Below are 19,100 nucleotides of genomic sequence, written 5' to 3'. Positions count from 1 at the left end.
GCGATCGGATCAGATGCCGCTCTGGCCGTCGGAACCGATATAGGCAATGCGGATCATGTTGGTGGCGCCGGGCGTGCCGAGCGGCACGCCGGCCGAGATGATGATGCGGTCGCCCGGCTTGCCGAAGCCTTCGTCCGCAACGATGCGGCAGGCGCGGTTGACCATGTCGTCGAGATCGGTGGCGTCATGGGTGACGACGCAATGCAGGCCCCAGACGATGGCAAGCCGGCGCGCCGTCTTGATGATCGGCGACAGCGCCAGGATCGGCACCTGCGGACGCTCGCGCGAGGCGCGAAGGCCTGTCGTGCCCGACGAGGTATAACAGACGATCGCCGACAGCTTCAGCGTTTCGGCGATCTGGCGGGCCGCAAGCGAGATCGCATCGGCGCCGGTCGCTTCCGGCTGGGCGCGCTGGGCATAGATGATGCCGGGATAATGCGGCTCGCGCTCGATGGCCGTGGCAATCGACGCCATGGTCGAGACGGCTTCGATCGGATAATCGCCCGAAGCCGATTCGGCCGAGAGCATGACGGCATCGGCACCTTCGAAGACGGCGGTCGCAACGTCCGACACTTCGGCGCGCGTCGGCACCGGCGCCGAGATCATCGATTCCAGCATCTGCGTGGCGACGACGACCGGCTTGCCCGAACGGCGGCAGGCGCGGATCAGCTGCTTCTGGATGCCGGGAACCGATTCGAGCGGCATTTCGACACCGAGATCGCCGCGGGCGACCATCAAGGCGTCGGAAAGCTCGATGATTTCCTCGATGCGCTCGAGGGCCTGCGGCTTTTCGATCTTCGACATCAGGCCGACACGGCCACGGGCGATCTTGCGCACTTCGGCAAGGTCGTCGGGACGCTGGACGAAGGACAGCGCCACCCAGTCGACATCGTCCGTGGCAAGCACGGCGTCGAGGTCGGCGCGGTCCTTGTCCGTCAGTGAGCCGACGCCGAGCAGCGTGTCGGGAAGGCTGACACCCTTGCGGTCGGAAATGCGGGTACCGGATATAACCGTCGTGACGATGCTCTTGCCGTCGCATTTTTCGGCGCGGAGCGCGAGCTTGCCGTCGTCGATCAGCAGGCGATGGCCGGGCTGCACCGATTCCAGGATTTCCGGGTGCGGCAGATAGACACGGGTCTGGTCGCCGAGCGCTTCGTTGTTGTCGAGCGTGAAAGTCTGGCCGGGCTTCAGATCGACCTTGCTGTCGACGAACTTGCCGACGCGCAGTTTCGGCCCCTGCAGGTCGGCCAGAATGCCGATCGGCCGGCCGGAGCGGGCCTCGACCGAGCGGATACGCTGGATGAGCGTACGCATCAGGTCGTGGCTCGCATGGCTCATATTGATGCGGAAGACATCGGCACCGGCCTGGTGCAGCTTCTCGATCATCGATTCCTCGGAGGAGGCGGGCCCGAGGGTGGCGAGGATTTTAATTTTGCGATTACGCTTCATCAATTCTGGCTTTCTTGCGTCCCTGGGGTGTCGGAGAGTTGGACCATCCAGCTGCCCTGACGGCCGGTGTCGTATTCCTTGAATCCCATCTTCTGGTAACCGCGGGCATAACAATCCTGCACACCCGAGATCTTGAACTCATTTTCCGCCACGCACATCTGGACATCCCCCGTCCATCGTCCTCCCCGGGCGGCGTCCTCTGCGTAGAGGTAATAATAACGCGACTGCAGTTCTCCCTCGATCAGCGTGGCGCAGGTCGTTGCCGGCACTTGCCACCAGCCTTCCGTGACCCAGCCATCCTTGGCCCTGTATCCGATCGCAACGCCGACGAGATTCTGTGTTCCGTTGCAGACGCGAAAATCGGCGCGTGCGGCATCTGCGATGAAGAACGGCATAAAAGCTGCAAGAGCGAACAGAGCGAGTCGGACCAGCGGTCCGGACCGCGTGCGGAAACTTGGCGCGGCTTGAATCAACACGGCTCCCAAATAGCTCCACGGTTATTCGTATCCGTGTCTTCTTGCGCCGCCGTCATGCGAAAGTCAACGCGATGCTAATCGATTATATTTCCTTTCATAAACTGCGCGTCAAGGGTCGTCTCCGTTCTCGCCGCTTGTCGCGCTTGAACCGGCGGCAGCCCCATGCGATCAGTGAGGCCGACTGCGCAATGACGAATGGCAAATCCTTCATGGACGACTTCCAATCCTTCGAAATCCTACCCGGCAAACATGACAAAGGCATGGTGATCCTCGCCGATCACGCGATGAACCGCCTCCCCGCGCGATATGGCCGGCTCGGCCTGCCCGATGCGGCCTTTGCCCGCCACATCGCCTATGACATCGGGATCGAGGGCCTGACGCGGCAGCTCTCGGCGAGACTCGGCGTGCCCGCGGTGCTTGGCGGCTTCTCGCGCCTGCTGATCGACCCGAACCGCGGCGAGGATGATCCGACGCTGATCATGAGGATTTCCGACGGGGCCGTCATCTCGGGCAATCATCCGATCGGGCGGCAGGAGTGGGAGTATCGTATCGAGACTTTCCATCGCCCCTATCACAATGCCGTGGCGGCAACGATCGATAAGGTGGCGAATGCCGCCGGCCGGGCGCCGCTGGTGCTGTCGCTGCATTCCTTCACGCCGGCATGGAAAGGGATCCCCCGTCCCTGGCATGCCGCAGTCCTCTGGGACAGCGACCGACGCGCCGTCGGCCCGCTGCTCGACATGCTGCGCGCCGATCCGGACCTCTTCGTCGGCGACAACGAGCCCTATGACGGCGCCCTGAAGGGCGATACCATGTACCGGCACTGCATGATAACCGGCATCCCGCATGCGCTGCTCGAAGTGCGCCAGGATCTGATCGCAGACGAGACCGGGATTGCTGCATGGGCCGAACGCCTTGCGCCGATCTTTGCGGCGATGAACGCCGATCCTGCCCTGCACGAATACGACGTCCATCCGTCGCGCACCGGCCCCTATTGAATGAAGGAAAGCGAGATGACCGCGCTCAGCAAAGAACAGCAGACCGAATTCGAAGCCGCCGCCTTCCGCCGCCTCGTCGCGCATCTTCGTGAGCGCAGCGACGTGCAGAACATCGACTTGATGAACCTGGCCGGCTTCTGCCGCAACTGCCTGTCGAACTGGTATCGCGAAGCGGCCGAGGCCGAGGGTGTGGCAGTGACGAAGGACGAATCGCGCGAAATGGTCTACGGCATGACTTACGAGGACTGGAAAAATCTCCACCAAAACGAGGCCTCGCCTGTGCAAAAGGCCGCTTTTGAACTGAACAACCCGCACAAATAGCCCATCACGCGGCGAATAGGCTTGACCCTCGCGCCGCTTCGCGGCAGTCACGGGCATCCAAAATGATCATCCCAATCAGGAGAACACGATGTCTGATGCTCATGGCGTCGCCCGCGACCAGCTTCGCGCTTTCATCGAGCGCATTGAACGGCTGGAAGAAGAAAAAAAGACAATCGCCGACGACATCAAGGACGTCTACGGCGAAGCCAAGGGAATGGGCTTCGACACCAAGATCCTGAAGAAGGTCGTGGCGTTGCGCAAAAAGGACGAGCAGGAGCGCATGGAAGAGGAAGCGATCCTCGACACCTACCTGCACGCGCTCGGCATGATCGAGTCCCCGCCGGAAGGCTGATCCGACTGGTATCGCTGATATGTCGACAAGCCGCTGGAGCAATCCGGCGGCTTTTCTTTTGCGGAAAACGCGCCGGGCCGAACATCGACAGAGTCCGATCGAACCAACCAAAAGAAAAACCGCCGGATTGCTCCAGCGGTTTTTCGATATTCCGATGATCGGCACGCTCAGTTCGTGTTGAACTTGCGCACTTCCATGAAGTTGACGGCCGTGCCACTAAAGCGAGCCGGATCGACCGAAGCGGTCTTGACGTTGAAGCCTTCGGCATAGACGGCGGTCGGCTGGGCGCGCATCGTCTGGCTGACGAAGCGCGGCGCCTTGACCTGCTTGGAGGCCATTTCGAGACGGGCATTGGTCAGCGCCCACTGCGAAATCATCTTCTGCGTCAGCTTCGGCTCGGTACGCACCGTCGCGCGGCTGGCGTCTGCTGCGGCGGCCTGCTTCTGCGTCGGGCGGCCACCCTTGGTGGGAAGAGCCGGCACCACGGCGTTTTCGGCGGCCGGTTCGTCGAAGGCGTCGCCGAAGCTTGCCGACTTTGTTGCTGGCGCCAGGGCTGCGAGTTGAAGCGACGGTTTCTGGGCAGGCGTCTGTTGCGGCATCGCCGCGTTGATCGCCTGCTCCACCGTCATCTCGGGCGCATGCGCGGCGACCTGGTTTTCGTCACCCTTGTTCTGCTGGTCGAGCGCATCGGCAAGGGCAGGAGACAGTCCGCCGTCCTGATCGGCCTCGTCGGCCTCTGCTTCCGGATCGGCATTGGCCGCAGCGAGAAGCTTCTCGGCAAGGGCAGGACGTTCGACCGGCGTCGGAACCGGCATGCCGTTCGACATGGCGGGATCGGTCGACGCGACTTCGGCATCGCCGGGCGCGCGGCGCTGACCAAGAAGCGAGGGAACCGGGATGCTGTAGGCGCTGAGATCGGCGAATTGCTGCGGCTGGGCCTGATCGGCCGGGAGCGCGGCGGCTAGAGCCTGCTGCGCGGCATTACCCGAAGACGGCGCGACCAGCGCGTTTGCCACTTCGCTGCCGGCCGGCTGGTTGCTGAATGCCGGACGAACCTGCGGCACCGGCGCGTTCACATCGGCGACCTCGGTCTGCTGCGGCTCGGCAGGGGCAGGCTCGGCCTTCGGCGGCGTTGCCTTGGCGACGGCGACCGGGGCCGAATCGTCGGAATCGTCTTCCTGCTCGTCGGCTCCGCCACCGAAAAGCGCCTCAAACAGCGTCTTGTGCTTCGGTGCCGATTCGGAAGCGCTGGCGATCTCGATCTGCGTGCCGCTGGCGCGGCGCTTGTAGTCGGCCATTGCCTGCTGATAGCCCGGCAGCGGCTTGCCGTCGGCCGGAATATGGATGGTATTGCCGTTCGGGAAAAGCCGGACAAGCTCGTCGCGGCTCATGCGCGGCCAGGCGCGAACACCGCCGACGTCCATGTGCACGAAGGGCGAACCGGACTTCGGATAGAAGCCGACACCGCCGACCTGCATCTTCATGCCGATGGCGCGAAGCGTCGCCAGCTTGACGTCGGGAATGAAGAAGTCCATCGCCTTGCCGAGCATGTGCTGGCTCTTTTCGGCAACGCCGGATTTGCGTGAGCGGCCGCGCAGCATTTCATTGGTCGCCGGCGAGCGGAAACCGCAGACGACGTTGATGTAGTCCCGTGAACCGCTCTGGCGATAGACTTCCCAGATCAGGTCGAACAGGCGTGGATCCATCTTCGTCGGCTGGTTCTTGCGCCAGTCGCGCAGAAAGCGGTTCAGCTGCTCCAGACCCTTGGGGTCGAACTTGCCGTTGCGCTTGTAGGTGATGACGGCTTTTTCGCCGGTATGGATGAAATAGAGCTTGAGGCTGCGGGTGTCGCCCGCTGCCTGAGACGGCGTACTGACGAATACCGGCGAGGAAACCGCAAGCGCAAGAAGGGCGGCCGCCGCCGTCCTCACTGCCTTTCCGCAGATGTCGGCGCACAAAGAACGCCAGCTCAAGCGCGAAGGCTTGGAATTCCCATTCAGATTCGGCAACTCGATCCCCGTCAGACAGACAATGTCCCGTACTGTCTCAGATGACTGTCAAATGCGGTCACACGATGGCAAAAATGCCACACATGATCAACCTTTTCTTTACATAGTGAACGAGCCACTAACAAGTGGTTTATGATCAGTAACAAATCGTGGTTGCCTGAGTCTTAATAAATAGGGCTTAAGCCGCATCTTTCTGGGGATTATCGGGGTCGATGCCGTAATCTTTGAGTTTGCGATAAAGTGTGGATCGTCCGATGCCAAGCTTGCGCGCCACTTGACTCATCTGTCCGCGATAGAATTTGAGTGCGAATCGGATGAGCTCCTCCTCGACATCGGCAAGCTTGCGCACGTCGCCTGAGGGGTTGACGCTGGCGATTGCATTTTCGGGGGTCTCGGACAGGCGGTGGTGGTGAACCTCCCCCTGCATCGGCGCCCGGTATTCTTCGCTATAGGCTTCGTCCGGGTCGAGGCCGGTATTGTCGGCGACGAGCGCCAGGTGATCCACCACTTCATATTCCGGAAGCTGGGCGGCGATCTGCGGGAAGTCCGCCTCGGTCAGCTCCGGCCCCTCGGCGAGAACGACCGCGCGGAAGATCGCGTTTTCGAGCTGGCGGATATTGCCCGGCCAGTCATAGGCGGTCAGCAGCGCCAGCGCGCCTGAGTTCACCGTCATGCGGCGGCCGTTCTTCTGCTCGCTGGAGAAGCGGTCGGCAAAGACGCGCACCAGGTGCGGAATGTCTTCCTTGCGCTTGCGCAGCGCCGGGATGGTGATCGGGAAGACATTGAGGCGATAGTAGAGATCCTCGCGGAAGTGGCCATTCTTGACCTCTTCGATCAGATCCTTGTTGGTCGCCGAGATCAGCCGGACATTGACCTTGTGGGCAGTGCGCGCACCGACGGTCTCGATCTCGCCCTGCTGCACCGCGCGCAGCAGCTTCACCTGTACTTCGAGGGGCAGGTCGCCGATCTCGTCGAGGAAGATGGTGCCGCCGTCGGCCTCCATGAACTTGCCGATGTGACGTTCGGTCGCGCCGGTGAAGGCGCCCTTCTCGTGGCCGAAGAGAATGCTTTCGACGAGGTTGTGCGGGATCGCCCCGCAATTGACGGTGACGAACGGCTTGTTCGAGCGTTCGCCGCCGGACTGGATGGCGCGTGCCACCAGCTCCTTGCCGACGCCGGATTCACCTTCGAGCACGACGGGAATGTTGGATTGAGCCGCCCGCTGAGCGAGATCGATGACGCGGATCATCGCCGGGCTTGCCGAGACGATGTCGTCGAAACCTACCGCGCCCGAGCGCGACCGGCGTCCAGCCCGTGCCTTGACCTCGCGCTGGTCGAGCTTCATTGCATTGGAGATCGACGTGGCGATGCGTTCGGGAGAGACCGGCTTGACGACGAAATCGAAGGCGCCGGCGCGCATCGCCTGTACCACGGTTTCGATGCCGCCTTGGCCCGTCTGCACGATGACCGGGATCTGCGTGCCGAATTCGTGAAGCGCGTCGAGGAATTCAAGGCCGGTCATCTCCGGCATCATCAGATCGAGCACGATGACGTTGAAAAGGCCGCTGTCGCGCTTGACCATTTCCAGGCCGATCCGGCCGTTCTCCGCCTGGTGCACGACATGGCCGTGACGCTCGATTGCGTTTTTGAGCAGGCGGCGCTGCACCGGGTCGTCTTCGACCACGAGTATTTGCCCTGCTCCCTTGAGCTCATTGTAACCGGTCATTGTCGCTCCACTTCATGCGAAACCTTGGAGGGCACTCTGGCAGAAAGGCTTGAACATCCAGTTTTGAGAAATAATTGCATTTTAACGATTGCGACGGCCGTTTTTCGTGCCGAAGCGGGGCCTTCGATGGGCCGAAAGGCCCTTGATGCGGCGCCTTCTCACGCTTATTCAAACAGACCTGTAATAAAGTGGAGAGGAATTGCGTTCATGAAAATCAAGCTCCAGCACGCCAGCCTTCGTTTGTCGCCTGCAGCCCCAGCCGGGCCCGCCGATCCGGCGCTCGGCGATCTGCCGGTCTGGAAGCTGCAGGACCTTTACCCCTCCGCCACGTCAACCGCCTTCGTCGCCGACATGGAAAAGGCGGGCAAGGCCGCAATCACCTTCGAGGAAAGGTGGAAGGGCAAACTTGCCGAGGCCGCGACGAAAACCGGCACCGAGGGCATCGGCGCGGCGCTGAAAGAATATGAAGCGCTTGATGACATTATGGGCCGGCTCGGCTCCTTTGCCGGCCTAACCTATTTCTCCGACACCACAAACCCGACCAACGGCAAGCTCTACGGCGACGTGCAGGCCAAGCTCACCGAATTCTCGGGCCATCTCCTGTTCTTCGCGTTGGAGCTGAACCGCATCGACGACGCGGTCATCGACGCCTGCATCGCCAGCGACCCCGATGCCGGCCATTATCGTCCCTGGCTCATCGATCTCAGGAAAGACAAACCGTATCAACTCGACGACAGGCTGGAGCAGCTCTTCCTCGAGAAGTCGATGACTTCGGCCGCCGCCTTCAATCGCCTGTTCGACGAAACCATGGCGGAACTCCGCTACGAGATCGATGGCGAGAAAGTGCCGCTCGAGGTCGCCTTGAACATGTTGCAGGAGAAGGATCCGGAAGTGCGCCGCAAGGCCGCCATGGCGCTCGCCGAAACATTCAAGGCCAATATCCGCATCTTCACGCTGATCACCAACACGCTTGCCAAGGACAAGGATATTTCCGACCGCTGGCGCGGCTTCGAGGACATTGCCGACTCCAGGCACCTCGCAAACCGGGTCGAACGCGAGGTCGTCGACGCGCTCGCCGCCGCCGTTCGCGAAGCCTATCCCCGCCTTTCGCACCGCTATTATAAGATGAAGGCTAAATGGCTCGGCATGGAGCAGATGAACTTCTGGGACCGCAACGCGCCGCTTCCGGAAACCTCCAGCGCCGTCATCTCCTGGTCCGACGCGAAGGACACGGTGCTGTCGGCCTACGGCAATTTCGCTCCTGAGATGGCTGATATCGCCAGGCGCTTCTTCGACGAACAATGGATCGACGCCCCGGTCCGCCCCGGCAAGGCGCCCGGCGCCTTCGCCCATCCGACGGTTCCCTCGGCCCATCCCTATGTGCTCGTCAATTACTTGGGCAAGCCGCGCGACGTGATGACGCTTGCCCATGAACTCGGCCACGGCGTGCACCAGGTTCTGGCCGGCGCGCAGGGAGCGCTGATGTGCCAGACGCCGCTGACGCTTGCCGAAACCGCCTCCGTCTTCGGCGAGATGCTGACCTTCCGCGCGCTCCTCGAAAAGACCACCGACAAGCGTGAGCGCAAGGCGATGCTCGCCCAGAAGGTCGAGGACATGATCAACACGGTCGTGCGCCAGATCGCCTTCTACGAATTCGAGCGTAAGCTGCACACTGCCCGCAAATCAGGTGAACTCACCGCCGACGACATCGGCGAACTCTGGCTCTCCGTCCAGTCCGAAAGCCTCGGGCCGGCGATCAGCATCTCCGAGGGCTACGAGACCTATTGGGCCTATATCCCCCATTTCATCCACTCGCCCTTCTATGTCTACGCCTATGCCTTCGGCGATTGCCTGGTGAATTCGCTCTATGCCGTCTACCAGAAGGCCGAGACGGGTTTCCAGGAGAAGTATTTCGAACTGCTGAAGGCCGGCGGCACCAAGCATCATTCGGAACTTTTGAAGCCTTTCGGCCTCGACGCCACCGATCCGTCGTTCTGGAGCCACGGCCTGTCGATGATTGAAGGGCTGATCGACGAACTGGAAGCTTTGGATAAGGCTTAAGAGAGCGAGTCCCTTCTCCCCTCGGGGAGAAGGTGCCGGCAGGCGGATGAGGGGGCTGCACGGCAGCCGCTCTCCTTCGCATATGCTCAGGACGTCGCTTCGCTCCACCCCTCATCTGCCCTTCGGGCATCTTCTCCCCGAGGGGAGAAGAGAGAAAATGTCTGACGCTCCCGATCGCATCCGAGCCATGGGGAGCAGAACAACTGAAAGCGTTGCGTGTCCGATCAACCCTATATTCTCTTCCGCGACGACACGACCGGCCAGGTGATGCTTTTCGCTAAGCCGTCGGAACTCATCGTCGCCAGGACGAGCACCGAATTCTTTGCCGGCCTCGCCCGCATGGAAGAAGCAAAGGCCGCAGGCAAATGGCTCGCCGGTTACATGGCCTACGAGGCCGGATACCTTTTCGAGGACAAACTCGCCTCCTTCGCCGACGAAATCCGCGAAACACCGCTTCTCCTTTTCGGCGTCTTCGAAGCCCCGCAAGCGGACACACACCCGCTTGCCCAGCCGAAACAGCGTCTGGAAAACGAGGAATTCCTCACGGCCCCGAAAGCCGCTTGGGATTTCCCTATATATAAAGAGCGTTTCGACCGTCTTCACGAGCATCTCAGGCTCGGCGACGCCTACCAGGCGAACCTCACCATGCCAGTCGAGACCCGCTGGAATGGCGATCCGCATGCCGCCTTCTGGTCGCTGATCGAACGCCAACCGGTCAAATATGGTGCGCTGGTCGATCTCGGCGGCCCCGTCATCCTGTCGCGCTCGCCCGAACTGTTCTTCCGCACCGATGAGCAAGGCTGGATCGAGACCCATCCGATGAAAGGCACGGCCAAACGCGGCGCCACCGCCGCCGAGGATGCCGAAATCATCGAAGCCATGCGCAATGATATCAAGACGCAGGCCGAAAACCGCATGATCGTCGATCTGCTGCGCAACGATATCTCACGCATCACCGAGGTCGGCACGCTCGATGTCCCGAAGCTCTTCGATGTCGAGACATATCCGACCGTCCACCAGATGGTCAGCCATGTGCAGGCAAGGCTCATCCCCGGCCTTTCGATCCGCGACATCTTCTCCGCCCTCTTTCCCTGCGGTTCGATCACCGGCGCACCGAAGATGCGGGCGATGGAAATCCTCCACGCGCTGGAGGATGCTCCCCGCGACGCCTATTGTGGCGCGATCGGCATGATCTCGCCGAGCGGCGCCATGCGTTTTTCCGTCGCGATCCGCACCATCACGCTTTTTGACGGCGGCAGGGCTGTCTTTAATGTCGGCGGCGGCATCGTCTTCGATTCGACCGCCGAGGCCGAATATGAGGAATGCCTGCTCAAGGCCCGCTTCGCCGTCGGCGACCAATGGATCGCGCGATGACGGATTTTTCGTTGATCGAGACGCTGCGCTGGCAGCCTGGCGACGGCTTCATCCGCCTGCGGCTGCATTTCGCCCGGCTTTCCCGCTCCGCCCGTCGCCTTGGCTTCCCGCAGCCGGTCGATGCCGCCGCCAAGCTCGAGGACGCCGTTGCGGGCGCCGCCGGTCCGCTGCGCATCCGCCTGACCTTCGACGCGCAGGGTCGCATCGAGGTAACGAGCGCGGCTTTCGTGCCGCTGGCGCCGGAGACGGTCTGGACGGTGCGCATCGCCGAGACCCGTCTTGATTCCACCGACAGGCTGCTACGCCACAAGACCACCCGCCGCGCCGTCTACGAGGTGGCGCGAGCCGAATATGCGCCGGATGAGGCCGACGAAGTCATCCTGCTGAACGAGCGCGGCGAGGTTTGCGAGGGCACCATCACCTCCGTCTTCCTGGATGACGGAACCGGCACGCTGCGCACTCCGCCGATCTCCTGCGGCCTGCTTGCGGGCGTGCTGCGCACCGAACTCATTTGCACGCGCAAGGCGCGTGTCGGCCGCCTCACACTGGCCGAACTCGATGCCGGCACGCTTTATATCGGCAACTCGCTGCGCGGCCTGATCCGCGCCAAACTTGTCAGGAACTGAAAATGTTCATTCTCTCCCTCACCTATCGTAAGTCCAACGAGGAAGCCGACAGGCACATGGAGCCGCACATGGCCTGGGTGAAGGAGGGTTATGCCAAGGGCTGGTTTCTCGCCTCCGGCCGCAAGGTGCCGCGCACCGGCGGCGCTATCCTCGCAATCGGCGAGCGCGCCGCAATCGAGGCTTATGTGGCAGCGGACCCCTTCACCATCCACAACGTCGCTGAATACGAGATTACCGAGCTTGCCATGACGACGACCGCCGAAGGGCTTGAAATTCTGAAACGTTGATTTTCGGTTAGATGATCTCGTCCCGATATTCGACCTTTCCCGGTCAACACTCTTTATTGTGACGCCGTTTTGTGGTTAGAGCCGGTCACCTCGCATTTCTGCGGCAATTTCAAAAAAGAATTCTTCAGGCTGAACGCCTTCGTCCCCTTCCACAGGAGAAAAGAATGACGGACAAGAACCACCCGGTATATGCCGAAATTACCGGTCCGATCGTGATGATCGGCTTTGGCTCCATTGGCCGCGGCACCCTGCCGCTGATCGAGCGCCACTTCAAATTCGACAAAAGCCGGATGGTCGTCATCGACCCACGTGAAGAACCCTCCGACATGGAAATTCTGAAGAAGCACGGCGTCCGCCACATCAAGGAATATGTCACCAAGGACAATTACAAGGAGCTGCTGAAGCCGCTCCTGACGGAAGGCGAAGGCCAGGGTTTCTGCGTCAACCTCTCGGTCGACACTTCCTCGCTCGACATTATCAAGCTCTGCCGCAAGCTCGACGTCCTCTACATCGACACGGTCGTCGAGCCCTGGCTCGGCTTCTATTTCGACAAGGGCATGAGCAACGCCGACCGCACCAACTATGCGCTGCGCGAAACCGTGCGCAAGGAAAAGGCCAAGAACCCGGGCGGCGCCACCGCTGTCTCGACCTGCGGCGCCAACCCGGGCATGGTTTCCTGGTTCGTCAAGCAGGCGCTCGTCAACCTCGCCAATGACATCGGCCTGAAGTTCGAGGAACCGGACCAGCACGATCGCGAAGGCTGGGCGAAGCTGATGAAGAAGCTCGGCGTCAAGGGCATCCACATTGCCGAGCGCGACACCCAGCGCACCAAGCATCCGAAGCCGCTCAACGTCTTCTGGAACACCTGGTCCGTCGAAGGCTTCATCTCCGAAGGCATGCAGCCGGCCGAACTCGGCTGGGGCACCCATGAAGAATGGATGCCGAAGAACGCCAAGCAGCACAAGAAGGGCAACAAGGCGGCGATCTACCTGGAGCAGCCGGGCGCCAACACCCGCGTGCGCACCTGGTGCCCGACGCCGGGCCCGCAGTACGGCTTCCTCGTCACCCATAACGAGTCGATCTCGATCGCCGATTATTTCACGGTCCGCGACAAGGACGGCGAAGTGACCTTCCGCCCGACCTGCCACTACGCCTACCATCCGGCCAATGACGCCGTGCTCTCCCTGCACGAGATGTTCGGCAATGGTGGCACGCCGCAGCCGGTCCATCACGTTCTCGATGAGGACGAACTGGAGGACGGCATCGACGAACTCGGCGTTCTGCTCTACGGCCATGAGAAGAACGCTTATTGGTATGGCTCGCGACTATCGCTCGAGGAAACCCGCCGCATCGCGCCCTATCAGAACGCCACCGGCCTGCAGGTCACATCAGCTGTTCTCGCCGGCATGGTCTGGGCGCTGGAAAACCCGACGGCCGGCATCGTCGAAGCCGACGAGATCGACTACAAGCGCTGCCTCGAAGTGCAGATGCCCTATCTCGGCCCGGTCGAAGGTCATTACACCGACTGGACCCCGCTCGACGGCCGTCCGGGCCTCTTCCCAGAGGATATCGACACCAAGGATCCGTGGCAGTTCCGCAACATTCTCGTTCGCTGAGAGTGCTCGCACAAGCTCGATGATGCCCGCCGCAAGGCGGGCATTTTTGTAACGCTGGCTGTATAAATGGCGCCCCCGCCGCGCCAAGCCTTGCCTTCATGGCGGGCGCACGCCATGTTTTGCCCGAACTTGGCGGGTGACCGCCACGCCGAATCGCCGGGAGAAGCCTTATGAAAATCAGAACTGGTCTCGTTCTTGTCGGAGCCGCGGCCGCTCTTGCCGCCTGCGTTTCATCGGAGCCGCGACAGAGGGTGGTTGCAGCCGCCCCACCCGTTACGAATTCTGTTGAAGGCGAATGGACGGATGCCAATGGCTTAACCTCCACCTTCACAGGTGGGCAGTTTGTAACTCGCACAAGCGACGGAACAAACACGCAGATGGCATCGGGAACTTATACGGTCGGACCTGATCAAATTATTCAGATTAACCTTTACTCGAATGTGAAAAAAACAACCTCTCTCGTCAATTGCGCCCTCATTGGACCAACCCAGCTTAATTGCACCACCGCAACAGGGTCCCAATTCACGCTTTCCCGCCGCGGCTGAAGCGTGAGGCCATAGGCCGAGCACACCATCCGGGCCATCGCCGGTTACCTCATTCTGCTCGCAATACCGCTTGCCGCGTTGGCCGCCGTTTTGCCGGCCAACGTCTATCGCGCCCGCTGCAGGTTGGTCTTCGCCTTGCCGGTCGTGCTGATCTATGGCGTCAGCGCGCTTCCTTCGGTTCCGAATATTACCGAGGCTGTGCACGAACTCCACCGTAATGACGCCGGTGGCGAATGCCGGAGCAGCCGGCTTTTTTGTCCCGCCCCTCTTGGAAAGAGTGCCGCCTGGCCCAGCTTTCCCTTGCAGACCTATGCCGTGTCATGGAACATCGGCAAGCCGGGTACCGCCCCGGCGGACTATGGAAGGGATCGGCGAGGGGGATCTTTCGCCTCAATCAGGAGAACAGGGATGACGAAGTCTTTCAGCTTCGGTCTTTTGACCGCGTCCATGCTGGCGCTGAGCGCGGGCGCCGCCTTTGCGGATTACGAACTCAATATTCTTCATATCAACGATTTCCATTCCCGCATCGAATCGATCAACAAGTTCGATTCCACCTGCTCGGCCGAGGAGGAAGGCAAGAAGGAATGCTTCGGGGGCGCTGCCCGCCTGAAGACCGCGATCGACCAGCGCCGCCAGGCGCTATCGGGCAAGAATGTCCTTCTGCTGAATGCCGGCGACAATTTCCAGGGCTCGCTCTTCTACACCACCTATAAGGGCGCGGCCGAAGCCGAATTCCTCAACCTGATGAAGTTCGACGCCATGACCGTCGGCAACCATGAATTCGACGACAGCGAAGACGGGCTTGCCACCTTCCTCGACAAGGTGCAGTTCCCCGTCGTGACGGCCAACGTCAAGGCGACGGCTGCCTCCAAGCTCGGCGACCGCATCAAGCCCTCGCTGGTGCTCGACGTCGGTGGCCAGAAGATTGGCATCGTCGGCGCCGTCACCAACGATACGCCGGAGCTGTCTTCGCCCGGCCCGAACGTCACCATCGAAGATGACGTTCAGACCATCACCGCCGCGGTCCAGGACCTGAAGGGCCAGGGCGTCAACAAGATCATCGCGCTGACCCATGTCGGCTATCCCCGCGACCTCGCTTTCATCGCCAAGATTCCCGACGTCGATGTCGTCGTCGGCGGCCATTCGCACAGCCTGCTGTCCAACACCGATCCGAAGGCCGAAGGCCCATATCCGACGATGGTCGACAATCCCGGCGGCTACAAGGTGCCGGTCGTCCAGGCCGCCTCCTACAGCAAATATCTCGGTGATATCGTCGTCAATTTCGACGATAACGGCGTCGTCAAGGATGCCAAGGGCGACCCGATCCTGATCGACTCGTCCTTCACACCCGATCCGGCTGTCGTCACCCGCGTCGCCGAACTGGCAAAGCCGATCGAGGAATTGCGCAAGAAGGTGATCGGCGCCTCCGAAGGCCCGATCGAGGGCGATCGTAAGGTCTGCCGCGTCAAGGAATGCTCGATGGGCAATCTGGTGGCCGACGCCATGCTCGACCGCACGAAGAACCAGGGCGTCACCATCGCCGTTCAGAACGGCGGCGGCCTGCGTGCGTCGATCGATGGCGGCGATGTCACCCAGGGCGAGGTCATCACCGTCCTGCCTTTCCAGAATACGCTCGCCACTTTTGAGGCCACCGGCGCAGACATCGTCAAGGCGCTCGAAAACGGCGTCAGCCAGATTGATCAGGGCGCCGGCCGCTTTCCGCAGGTCGCCGGCCTGAAATTCTCGTTCGACCAGTCGAAGCCCGTCGGCAGCCGCGTCAGCGATGTCCAGGTGAAGGAGGGCGACAATTTCGCTCCGATCGACCAGGCCAAGACCTATAAGGTCGCCACCAATAACTTCATGCGGGCCGGCGGCGACGGCTATTCGATCTTTAAGGAAGGCAAGAACGCCTATGACTACGGTCCGGATCTTGCCGACGTGACAGCCGAATTTTTGGCCGCCCACTCTCCCTATAAGCCCTATACCGATGGCCGCGTCACAGAAATCGGCGCGACCATAGCACAGGCACCCGCTGCCGAACCGGCTACTCCCGCTCCCGCGCCGGCAGCACCTGCACCGGCAACAGAGCCCGCGCCTGCCCCTGCGACACCCGCACCGGCTACCGAGCCCGCCCCTGCGGCACCGGCCACGCCAGCACCAACCACCGAGCCTGTCCCTGCTGCGCCAGCCCCGGCCACGCCAGCAGCACCCGCGCCTGCTCCGGAACCAGCGCCGGCTGCCTCCGCGCCTGCCACCACGACGCCGTCCACCCACGTCATCGCGGCGGGCGACACCTTCTGGGACCTCGCCGTCACCTTCTATGGCGATGGCACCCTGTGGCGGAAGCTCTCGGAGGCGAACGGCAGTCCGAACCCGCGCCACCTGACGGTTGGCAAGGAGATCGAAGTTCCGGCGAAATAAGACAATTTGTCCCGGTTGCAACGGCCGGTCCGGGGTTTCCCGGGCCGGTTTTTCTTTCTATAGGGTGAACCATGGTCTTCCGGCTGCGTATGAGCCGACGAGACAGACGAGAGCGTTGGGGCCAGAATGACAGCAGATATTTCTCTCCGCCCGGCCGACCATCCGGCGGTCAAGTCAGGCAAAATCGGGGTCCTGCTGGTCAATCTCGGCACGCCTGACGGCACCGACTACACGTCGATGCGTCGCTATCTCAGGGAATTCCTGACCGATCGCCGTGTCATCGAATGGTCTCGCTGGAAGTGGTACCCGATCCTGTTCGGCCTCGTGCTCAATACCCGCCCGCAGAAGGTCGGCAAGGCTTATGAGCTGATCTGGAACAAGGAAAAGAACGAAAGCTATCTGCGCACCTACACGCGCAATCAGGCAGAGTTGATGGCCGGGCGCCTCAAGGATCTTGAGAACGTCAAGGTCGACTGGGCAATGCGCTACGGCACGCCGTCGATCGCCTCGCGCATCGAGGCGCTGAAGCAGGAGGGCTGCGATCGTATCGTACTCTTCCCGCTTTATCCGCAATATGCCGCGGCGACGACCGCAACCGTCAACGACAAGGCCTTCCATAAGCTGCTGTCCATGCGCTGGCAGCCGGCGCTGCGCACCGTGCCCGACTATCATGACGACGAGACCTATATCGAGGCGCTTGCCCAATCCGTCGAAAGTCATCTCTCGTCGCTCGACTGGAAGCCGGAGATGCTGCTCGCCTCCTTCCACGGCATTCCGATGTCTTATTTCAAGCAGGGCGACCCTTATTACTGCCAGTGCCGGAAGACCGGCCGGCTGCTGCGCGAGCGGCTCGGCATCACCCAGCAAAATTTCATGGTCACCTTCCAGTCCCGCTTCGGGCCGGAGGAATGGCTGCAACCCTATACCGACAAGACGGTGGAGAAACTCGCCCAGGACGGCGTCAAGCGCATCGCCGTCATCAACCCCGGCTTCGTTTCCGACTGTCTGGAAACTCTTGAAGAGATCGCCGAACAGGCCGCCCACTCCTTCCACGAAAACGGCGGCGAGAAATTTGCGCATATTCCCTGCCTCAACGACAGCGATGACGGCATGAAGGTGCTGGAAAAGGTCGTCCGCCGAGAATTGCAGGGCTGGGCCTGAGAATAACGGCGCCGCAGGGATAACCGGCGGCAGCCCGCGGATCTTAGCGAGAGGAAACCTGCTTTTCACGTGGAGGTGGAAGTGTGGCCTCCGTGTGGCATTTCTTCCTCGCGAAGAACGTGCTAACTCCCCACATCAGTGAGTGGGCGCACGCGCCGTTGGGAGGAATTTTTCATGCTGTTCGGCGGCTTCGACATCGTCGTGATCGTGCTCGTCATCTTCGTCATCCTGGTGCTTTTTGCCGGGATCAAGACCGTGCCGCAAGGCTACCGCTACACGATCGAGCGCTTCGGGCGTTATACCCGCACGCTGGAGCCTGGTCTGAACCTCATCACCCCCTTCATCGAGCGCGTCGGCGCGCGGATGAATGTGATGGAACAGGTGCTTGATGTGCCGACGCAGGAGGTGATCACCAAGGACAATGCATCGGTTTCCGCCGATGCCGTCGCCTTCTATCAGGTGCTGAACGCCGCCCAGGCCGCCTATCAGGTTTCCCACCTCGAAAACGCCATCCTTAATCTCACCATGACCAATATCCGCTCGGTCATGGGTTCCATGGATCTCGACGAACTGCTTTCCAACCGCGATGCGATCAACGACCGCTTGCTGCGCGTCGTCGACGAGGCCGTGCAGCCCTGGGGCATCAAGGTCACCCGCGTCGAAATCAAGGACATCCAGCCGCCACGCGACCTCGTCGATGCCATGGCCCGCCAGATGAAGGCCGAGCGCGAGAAGCGCGCCCAGGTCTTGGAAGCCGAAGGCTCGCGCAACGCGCAGATTCTGAGGGCCGAAGGCGCCAAACAATCCGCCATCCTGCAGGCGGAAGGCCAGCGTGAGGCCGCCTTCCGCAATGCGGAAGCCCGCGAGCGGCTTGCCGAGGCTGAAGCCAAGGCGACGAGGATGGTCTCCGAGGCGATTGCCGCCGGCGACGTTCAGGCGATCAACTATTTCGTTGCGCAGAAATACACAGAAGCGCTCGCCTCGGTCGGTTCGGCGCCCAACTCCAAGATCGTGCTGATGCCGATGGAAGCCTCCTCTATCCTCAGTTCCCTCGGCGGCATCGGCGCCATTGCCCGCGAGGTCTTCGGCGATGCCGGCAACAACTCGGCAACGCCGCCGCCGCCGCGTCCGCGCCCCGCACCCGTCCGCTCGACCCCGCCGATCAATCCGCCGAGCCCCAATCCCTTCAATCCCGATCAGGAGCGCTAAGCCATGCTGGCGAAGATCATCGCCGAACTCGGTCCGTGGAGCTGGTGGGTTGTTGGCCTGGTTCTGCTCGCCGCCGAAATGATCGTGCCCGGCTTCTTCCTGGTGTGGATCGGCCTCGCCGCCTTGATCGTCGGCGCATTGTCGCTGCTCTTCTGGGATAGTGCCTTCTGGGTCTGGGAGCTGCAGGCGATCTTTTTTGCCCTGCTCGCCGTTGCCACGACCTTCGCCGGCCGCAGGCTGATGCTACGCAATGCCGCCACCGACGAGCCCTTCCTCAATCAGCGCGGCGCGAGCCTGGTCGGCCGTACCGCGACGCTGCACGAGCCGATCCGCGAAGGCCGCGGCCGAATCCGTCTCGACGATACATTGTGGCAGGTAATGGGGCCTGATCTGCCCGTGGGCACACAGGTGAAGGTGGTGGCGAGCAACGGCCGCGACCTCAGGGTCGAACCCGTCTGATCAAACAGGG

At 61.7% G+C, this 19,100-nt stretch carries 17 protein-coding genes; 13 read left to right on the top strand and 4 right to left on the bottom strand.

The genetic code is table 11. The features are described from left to right. Positions 1–9: 9 nt before the first annotated feature. Both pyk and C4N04_RS09770 read right to left on the bottom strand, forming a co-directional pair. The gene (pyk, locus tag C4N04_RS09775) at positions 10–1,449 is read right to left on the bottom strand and encodes a pyruvate kinase (RefSeq protein WP_038691224.1); all 1,440 of its coding nucleotides are present in this window, start codon (positions 1,447–1,449) and stop codon (positions 10–12) included. Beyond that, positions 1,449–1,934 carry a DUF1036 domain-containing protein gene (locus C4N04_RS09770; protein ID WP_086156370.1) on the bottom strand — a complete coding sequence of 162 codons (486 nt, stop codon included), beginning with the start codon at positions 1,932–1,934 and terminating at the stop codon, positions 1,449–1,451. The genes pyk and C4N04_RS09770 overlap by 1 nt, the downstream gene beginning before the upstream one ends. A gap of 200 nt (positions 1,935–2,134) precedes the next feature. Here C4N04_RS09770 and C4N04_RS09765 point away from each other — a divergent pair, with 200 nt between their 5' ends. From C4N04_RS09765 to C4N04_RS09755, 3 genes are all read left to right on the top strand, one after another. After that, positions 2,135–2,923, top strand: coding sequence for an N-formylglutamate amidohydrolase (locus C4N04_RS09765; RefSeq protein ID WP_077990856.1), 789 nt, complete (start codon positions 2,135–2,137; stop codon positions 2,921–2,923). A 15-nt stretch (positions 2,924–2,938) separates the two neighbouring features. Further along, on the top strand, positions 2,939–3,244 hold the full coding sequence (locus C4N04_RS09760) for a DUF1244 domain-containing protein (RefSeq protein WP_009996634.1): 306 nt from the start codon (positions 2,939–2,941) through the stop codon (positions 3,242–3,244). 88 nt (positions 3,245–3,332) lie between these two features. Continuing rightward, entirely contained in the window at positions 3,333–3,596 is a 264-nt protein-coding gene (locus C4N04_RS09755) for a DUF2312 domain-containing protein (RefSeq protein WP_003585771.1), read from the top strand. A 167-nt stretch (positions 3,597–3,763) separates the two neighbouring features. Here C4N04_RS09755 and C4N04_RS09750 read toward each other — a convergent pair whose 3' ends face one another. After that, positions 3,764–5,605, bottom strand: a complete 1,842-nt coding sequence (locus C4N04_RS09750; protein ID WP_077990619.1) for a DUF882 domain-containing protein — start codon at positions 5,603–5,605, stop codon at positions 3,764–3,766. A gap of 178 nt (positions 5,606–5,783) precedes the next feature. After that, positions 5,784–7,331, bottom strand: coding sequence for a sigma-54 dependent transcriptional regulator (locus C4N04_RS09745; RefSeq protein ID WP_077990622.1), 1,548 nt, complete (start codon positions 7,329–7,331; stop codon positions 5,784–5,786). 207 nt (positions 7,332–7,538) lie between these two features. Between C4N04_RS09745 and C4N04_RS09740 the strand changes: the two genes are divergently transcribed. The 10 genes from C4N04_RS09740 to C4N04_RS09695 all read left to right on the top strand — a co-directional run bounded on the left by C4N04_RS09740 (position 7,539) and on the right by C4N04_RS09695 (position 19,090). Beyond that, positions 7,539–9,392: a M3 family oligoendopeptidase gene (locus tag C4N04_RS09740; RefSeq protein WP_077990625.1), complete on the top strand. Its 1,854-nt coding sequence runs from the start codon at positions 7,539–7,541 to the stop codon at positions 9,390–9,392. A gap of 216 nt (positions 9,393–9,608) precedes the next feature. Further along, on the top strand, positions 9,609–10,766 hold the full coding sequence (locus C4N04_RS09735) for an aminodeoxychorismate synthase component I (RefSeq protein ID WP_077990630.1): 1,158 nt from the start codon (positions 9,609–9,611) through the stop codon (positions 10,764–10,766). Next, on the top strand, positions 10,763–11,392 hold the full coding sequence (locus C4N04_RS09730) for an aminotransferase class IV family protein (RefSeq protein ID WP_077990858.1): 630 nt from the start codon (positions 10,763–10,765) through the stop codon (positions 11,390–11,392). The genes C4N04_RS09735 and C4N04_RS09730 overlap by 4 nt, the downstream gene beginning before the upstream one ends. 2 nt (positions 11,393–11,394) lie before the next feature. Continuing rightward, the gene (locus C4N04_RS09725) at positions 11,395–11,679 is read left to right on the top strand and encodes a YciI family protein (protein WP_077990632.1); all 285 of its coding nucleotides are present in this window, start codon (positions 11,395–11,397) and stop codon (positions 11,677–11,679) included. Between the two features lie 164 nt (positions 11,680–11,843). Continuing rightward, entirely contained in the window at positions 11,844–13,295 is a 1,452-nt protein-coding gene (locus tag C4N04_RS09720) for a homospermidine synthase (protein ID WP_077990635.1), read from the top strand. Positions 13,296–13,465: 170 nt separating this feature from the next. After that, the gene (locus C4N04_RS09715; RefSeq protein ID WP_077990638.1) at positions 13,466–13,840 is read left to right on the top strand and encodes a hypothetical protein; all 375 of its coding nucleotides are present in this window, start codon (positions 13,466–13,468) and stop codon (positions 13,838–13,840) included. 408 nt (positions 13,841–14,248) lie between these two features. Continuing rightward, positions 14,249–16,261: a bifunctional metallophosphatase/5'-nucleotidase gene (locus C4N04_RS09710; RefSeq protein ID WP_077990640.1), complete on the top strand. Its 2,013-nt coding sequence runs from the start codon at positions 14,249–14,251 to the stop codon at positions 16,259–16,261. Positions 16,262–16,387: 126 nt separating this feature from the next. After that, positions 16,388–17,422 carry a ferrochelatase gene (gene hemH / locus C4N04_RS09705; RefSeq protein ID WP_106795947.1) on the top strand — a complete coding sequence of 345 codons (1,035 nt, stop codon included), beginning with the start codon at positions 16,388–16,390 and terminating at the stop codon, positions 17,420–17,422. A gap of 174 nt (positions 17,423–17,596) precedes the next feature. Beyond that, positions 17,597–18,631 (top strand): SPFH domain-containing protein, encoded by a 1,035-nt coding sequence (locus C4N04_RS09700; protein ID WP_039622177.1) that lies wholly within the window; start codon positions 17,597–17,599, stop codon positions 18,629–18,631. 3 nt (positions 18,632–18,634) lie between these two features. Continuing rightward, positions 18,635–19,090: an NfeD family protein gene (locus tag C4N04_RS09695; RefSeq protein WP_038691241.1), complete on the top strand. Its 456-nt coding sequence runs from the start codon at positions 18,635–18,637 to the stop codon at positions 19,088–19,090. Positions 19,091–19,100: the final 10 nt, after the last annotated feature.

This window comes from Rhizobium sp. H4 (assembly GCF_003013335.1).
Taxonomy (GTDB): domain Bacteria; phylum Pseudomonadota; class Alphaproteobacteria; order Rhizobiales; family Rhizobiaceae; genus Rhizobium; species Rhizobium sophoriradicis.
This window is presented reverse-complemented; position numbering and strand designations above follow the sequence as displayed.

What these genes read in the sequence shown, in the direction of transcription:
- C4N04_RS09765 (WP_077990856.1), top strand. Translation starts at nt 2,135, where the DNA reads ATGGACGACTTCCAATCCTTCGAAATCCTACCCGGCAAACATGACAAA.
- hemH (WP_106795947.1), top strand. Translation starts at nt 16,388, where the DNA reads ATGACAGCAGATATTTCTCTCCGCCCGGCCGACCATCCGGCGGTCAAG.
- C4N04_RS09755 (WP_003585771.1), top strand. Translation starts at nt 3,333, where the DNA reads ATGTCTGATGCTCATGGCGTCGCCCGCGACCAGCTTCGCGCTTTCATC.
- C4N04_RS09720 (WP_077990635.1), top strand. Translation starts at nt 11,844, where the DNA reads ATGACGGACAAGAACCACCCGGTATATGCCGAAATTACCGGTCCGATC.
- C4N04_RS09715 (WP_077990638.1), top strand. Translation starts at nt 13,466, where the DNA reads ATGAAAATCAGAACTGGTCTCGTTCTTGTCGGAGCCGCGGCCGCTCTT.
- C4N04_RS09725 (WP_077990632.1), top strand. Translation starts at nt 11,395, where the DNA reads ATGTTCATTCTCTCCCTCACCTATCGTAAGTCCAACGAGGAAGCCGAC.
- C4N04_RS09740 (WP_077990625.1), top strand. Translation starts at nt 7,539, where the DNA reads ATGAAAATCAAGCTCCAGCACGCCAGCCTTCGTTTGTCGCCTGCAGCC.
- C4N04_RS09700 (WP_039622177.1), top strand. Translation starts at nt 17,597, where the DNA reads ATGCTGTTCGGCGGCTTCGACATCGTCGTGATCGTGCTCGTCATCTTC.
- pyk (WP_038691224.1), bottom strand. Translation starts at nt 1,449, where the DNA reads ATGAAGCGTAATCGCAAAATTAAAATCCTCGCCACCCTCGGGCCCGCC.
- C4N04_RS09745 (WP_077990622.1), bottom strand. Translation starts at nt 7,331, where the DNA reads ATGACCGGTTACAATGAGCTCAAGGGAGCAGGGCAAATACTCGTGGTC.
- C4N04_RS09730 (WP_077990858.1), top strand. Translation starts at nt 10,763, where the DNA reads ATGACGGATTTTTCGTTGATCGAGACGCTGCGCTGGCAGCCTGGCGAC.
- C4N04_RS09710 (WP_077990640.1), top strand. Translation starts at nt 14,249, where the DNA reads ATGACGAAGTCTTTCAGCTTCGGTCTTTTGACCGCGTCCATGCTGGCG.
- C4N04_RS09760 (WP_009996634.1), top strand. Translation starts at nt 2,939, where the DNA reads ATGACCGCGCTCAGCAAAGAACAGCAGACCGAATTCGAAGCCGCCGCC.
- C4N04_RS09695 (WP_038691241.1), top strand. Translation starts at nt 18,635, where the DNA reads ATGCTGGCGAAGATCATCGCCGAACTCGGTCCGTGGAGCTGGTGGGTT.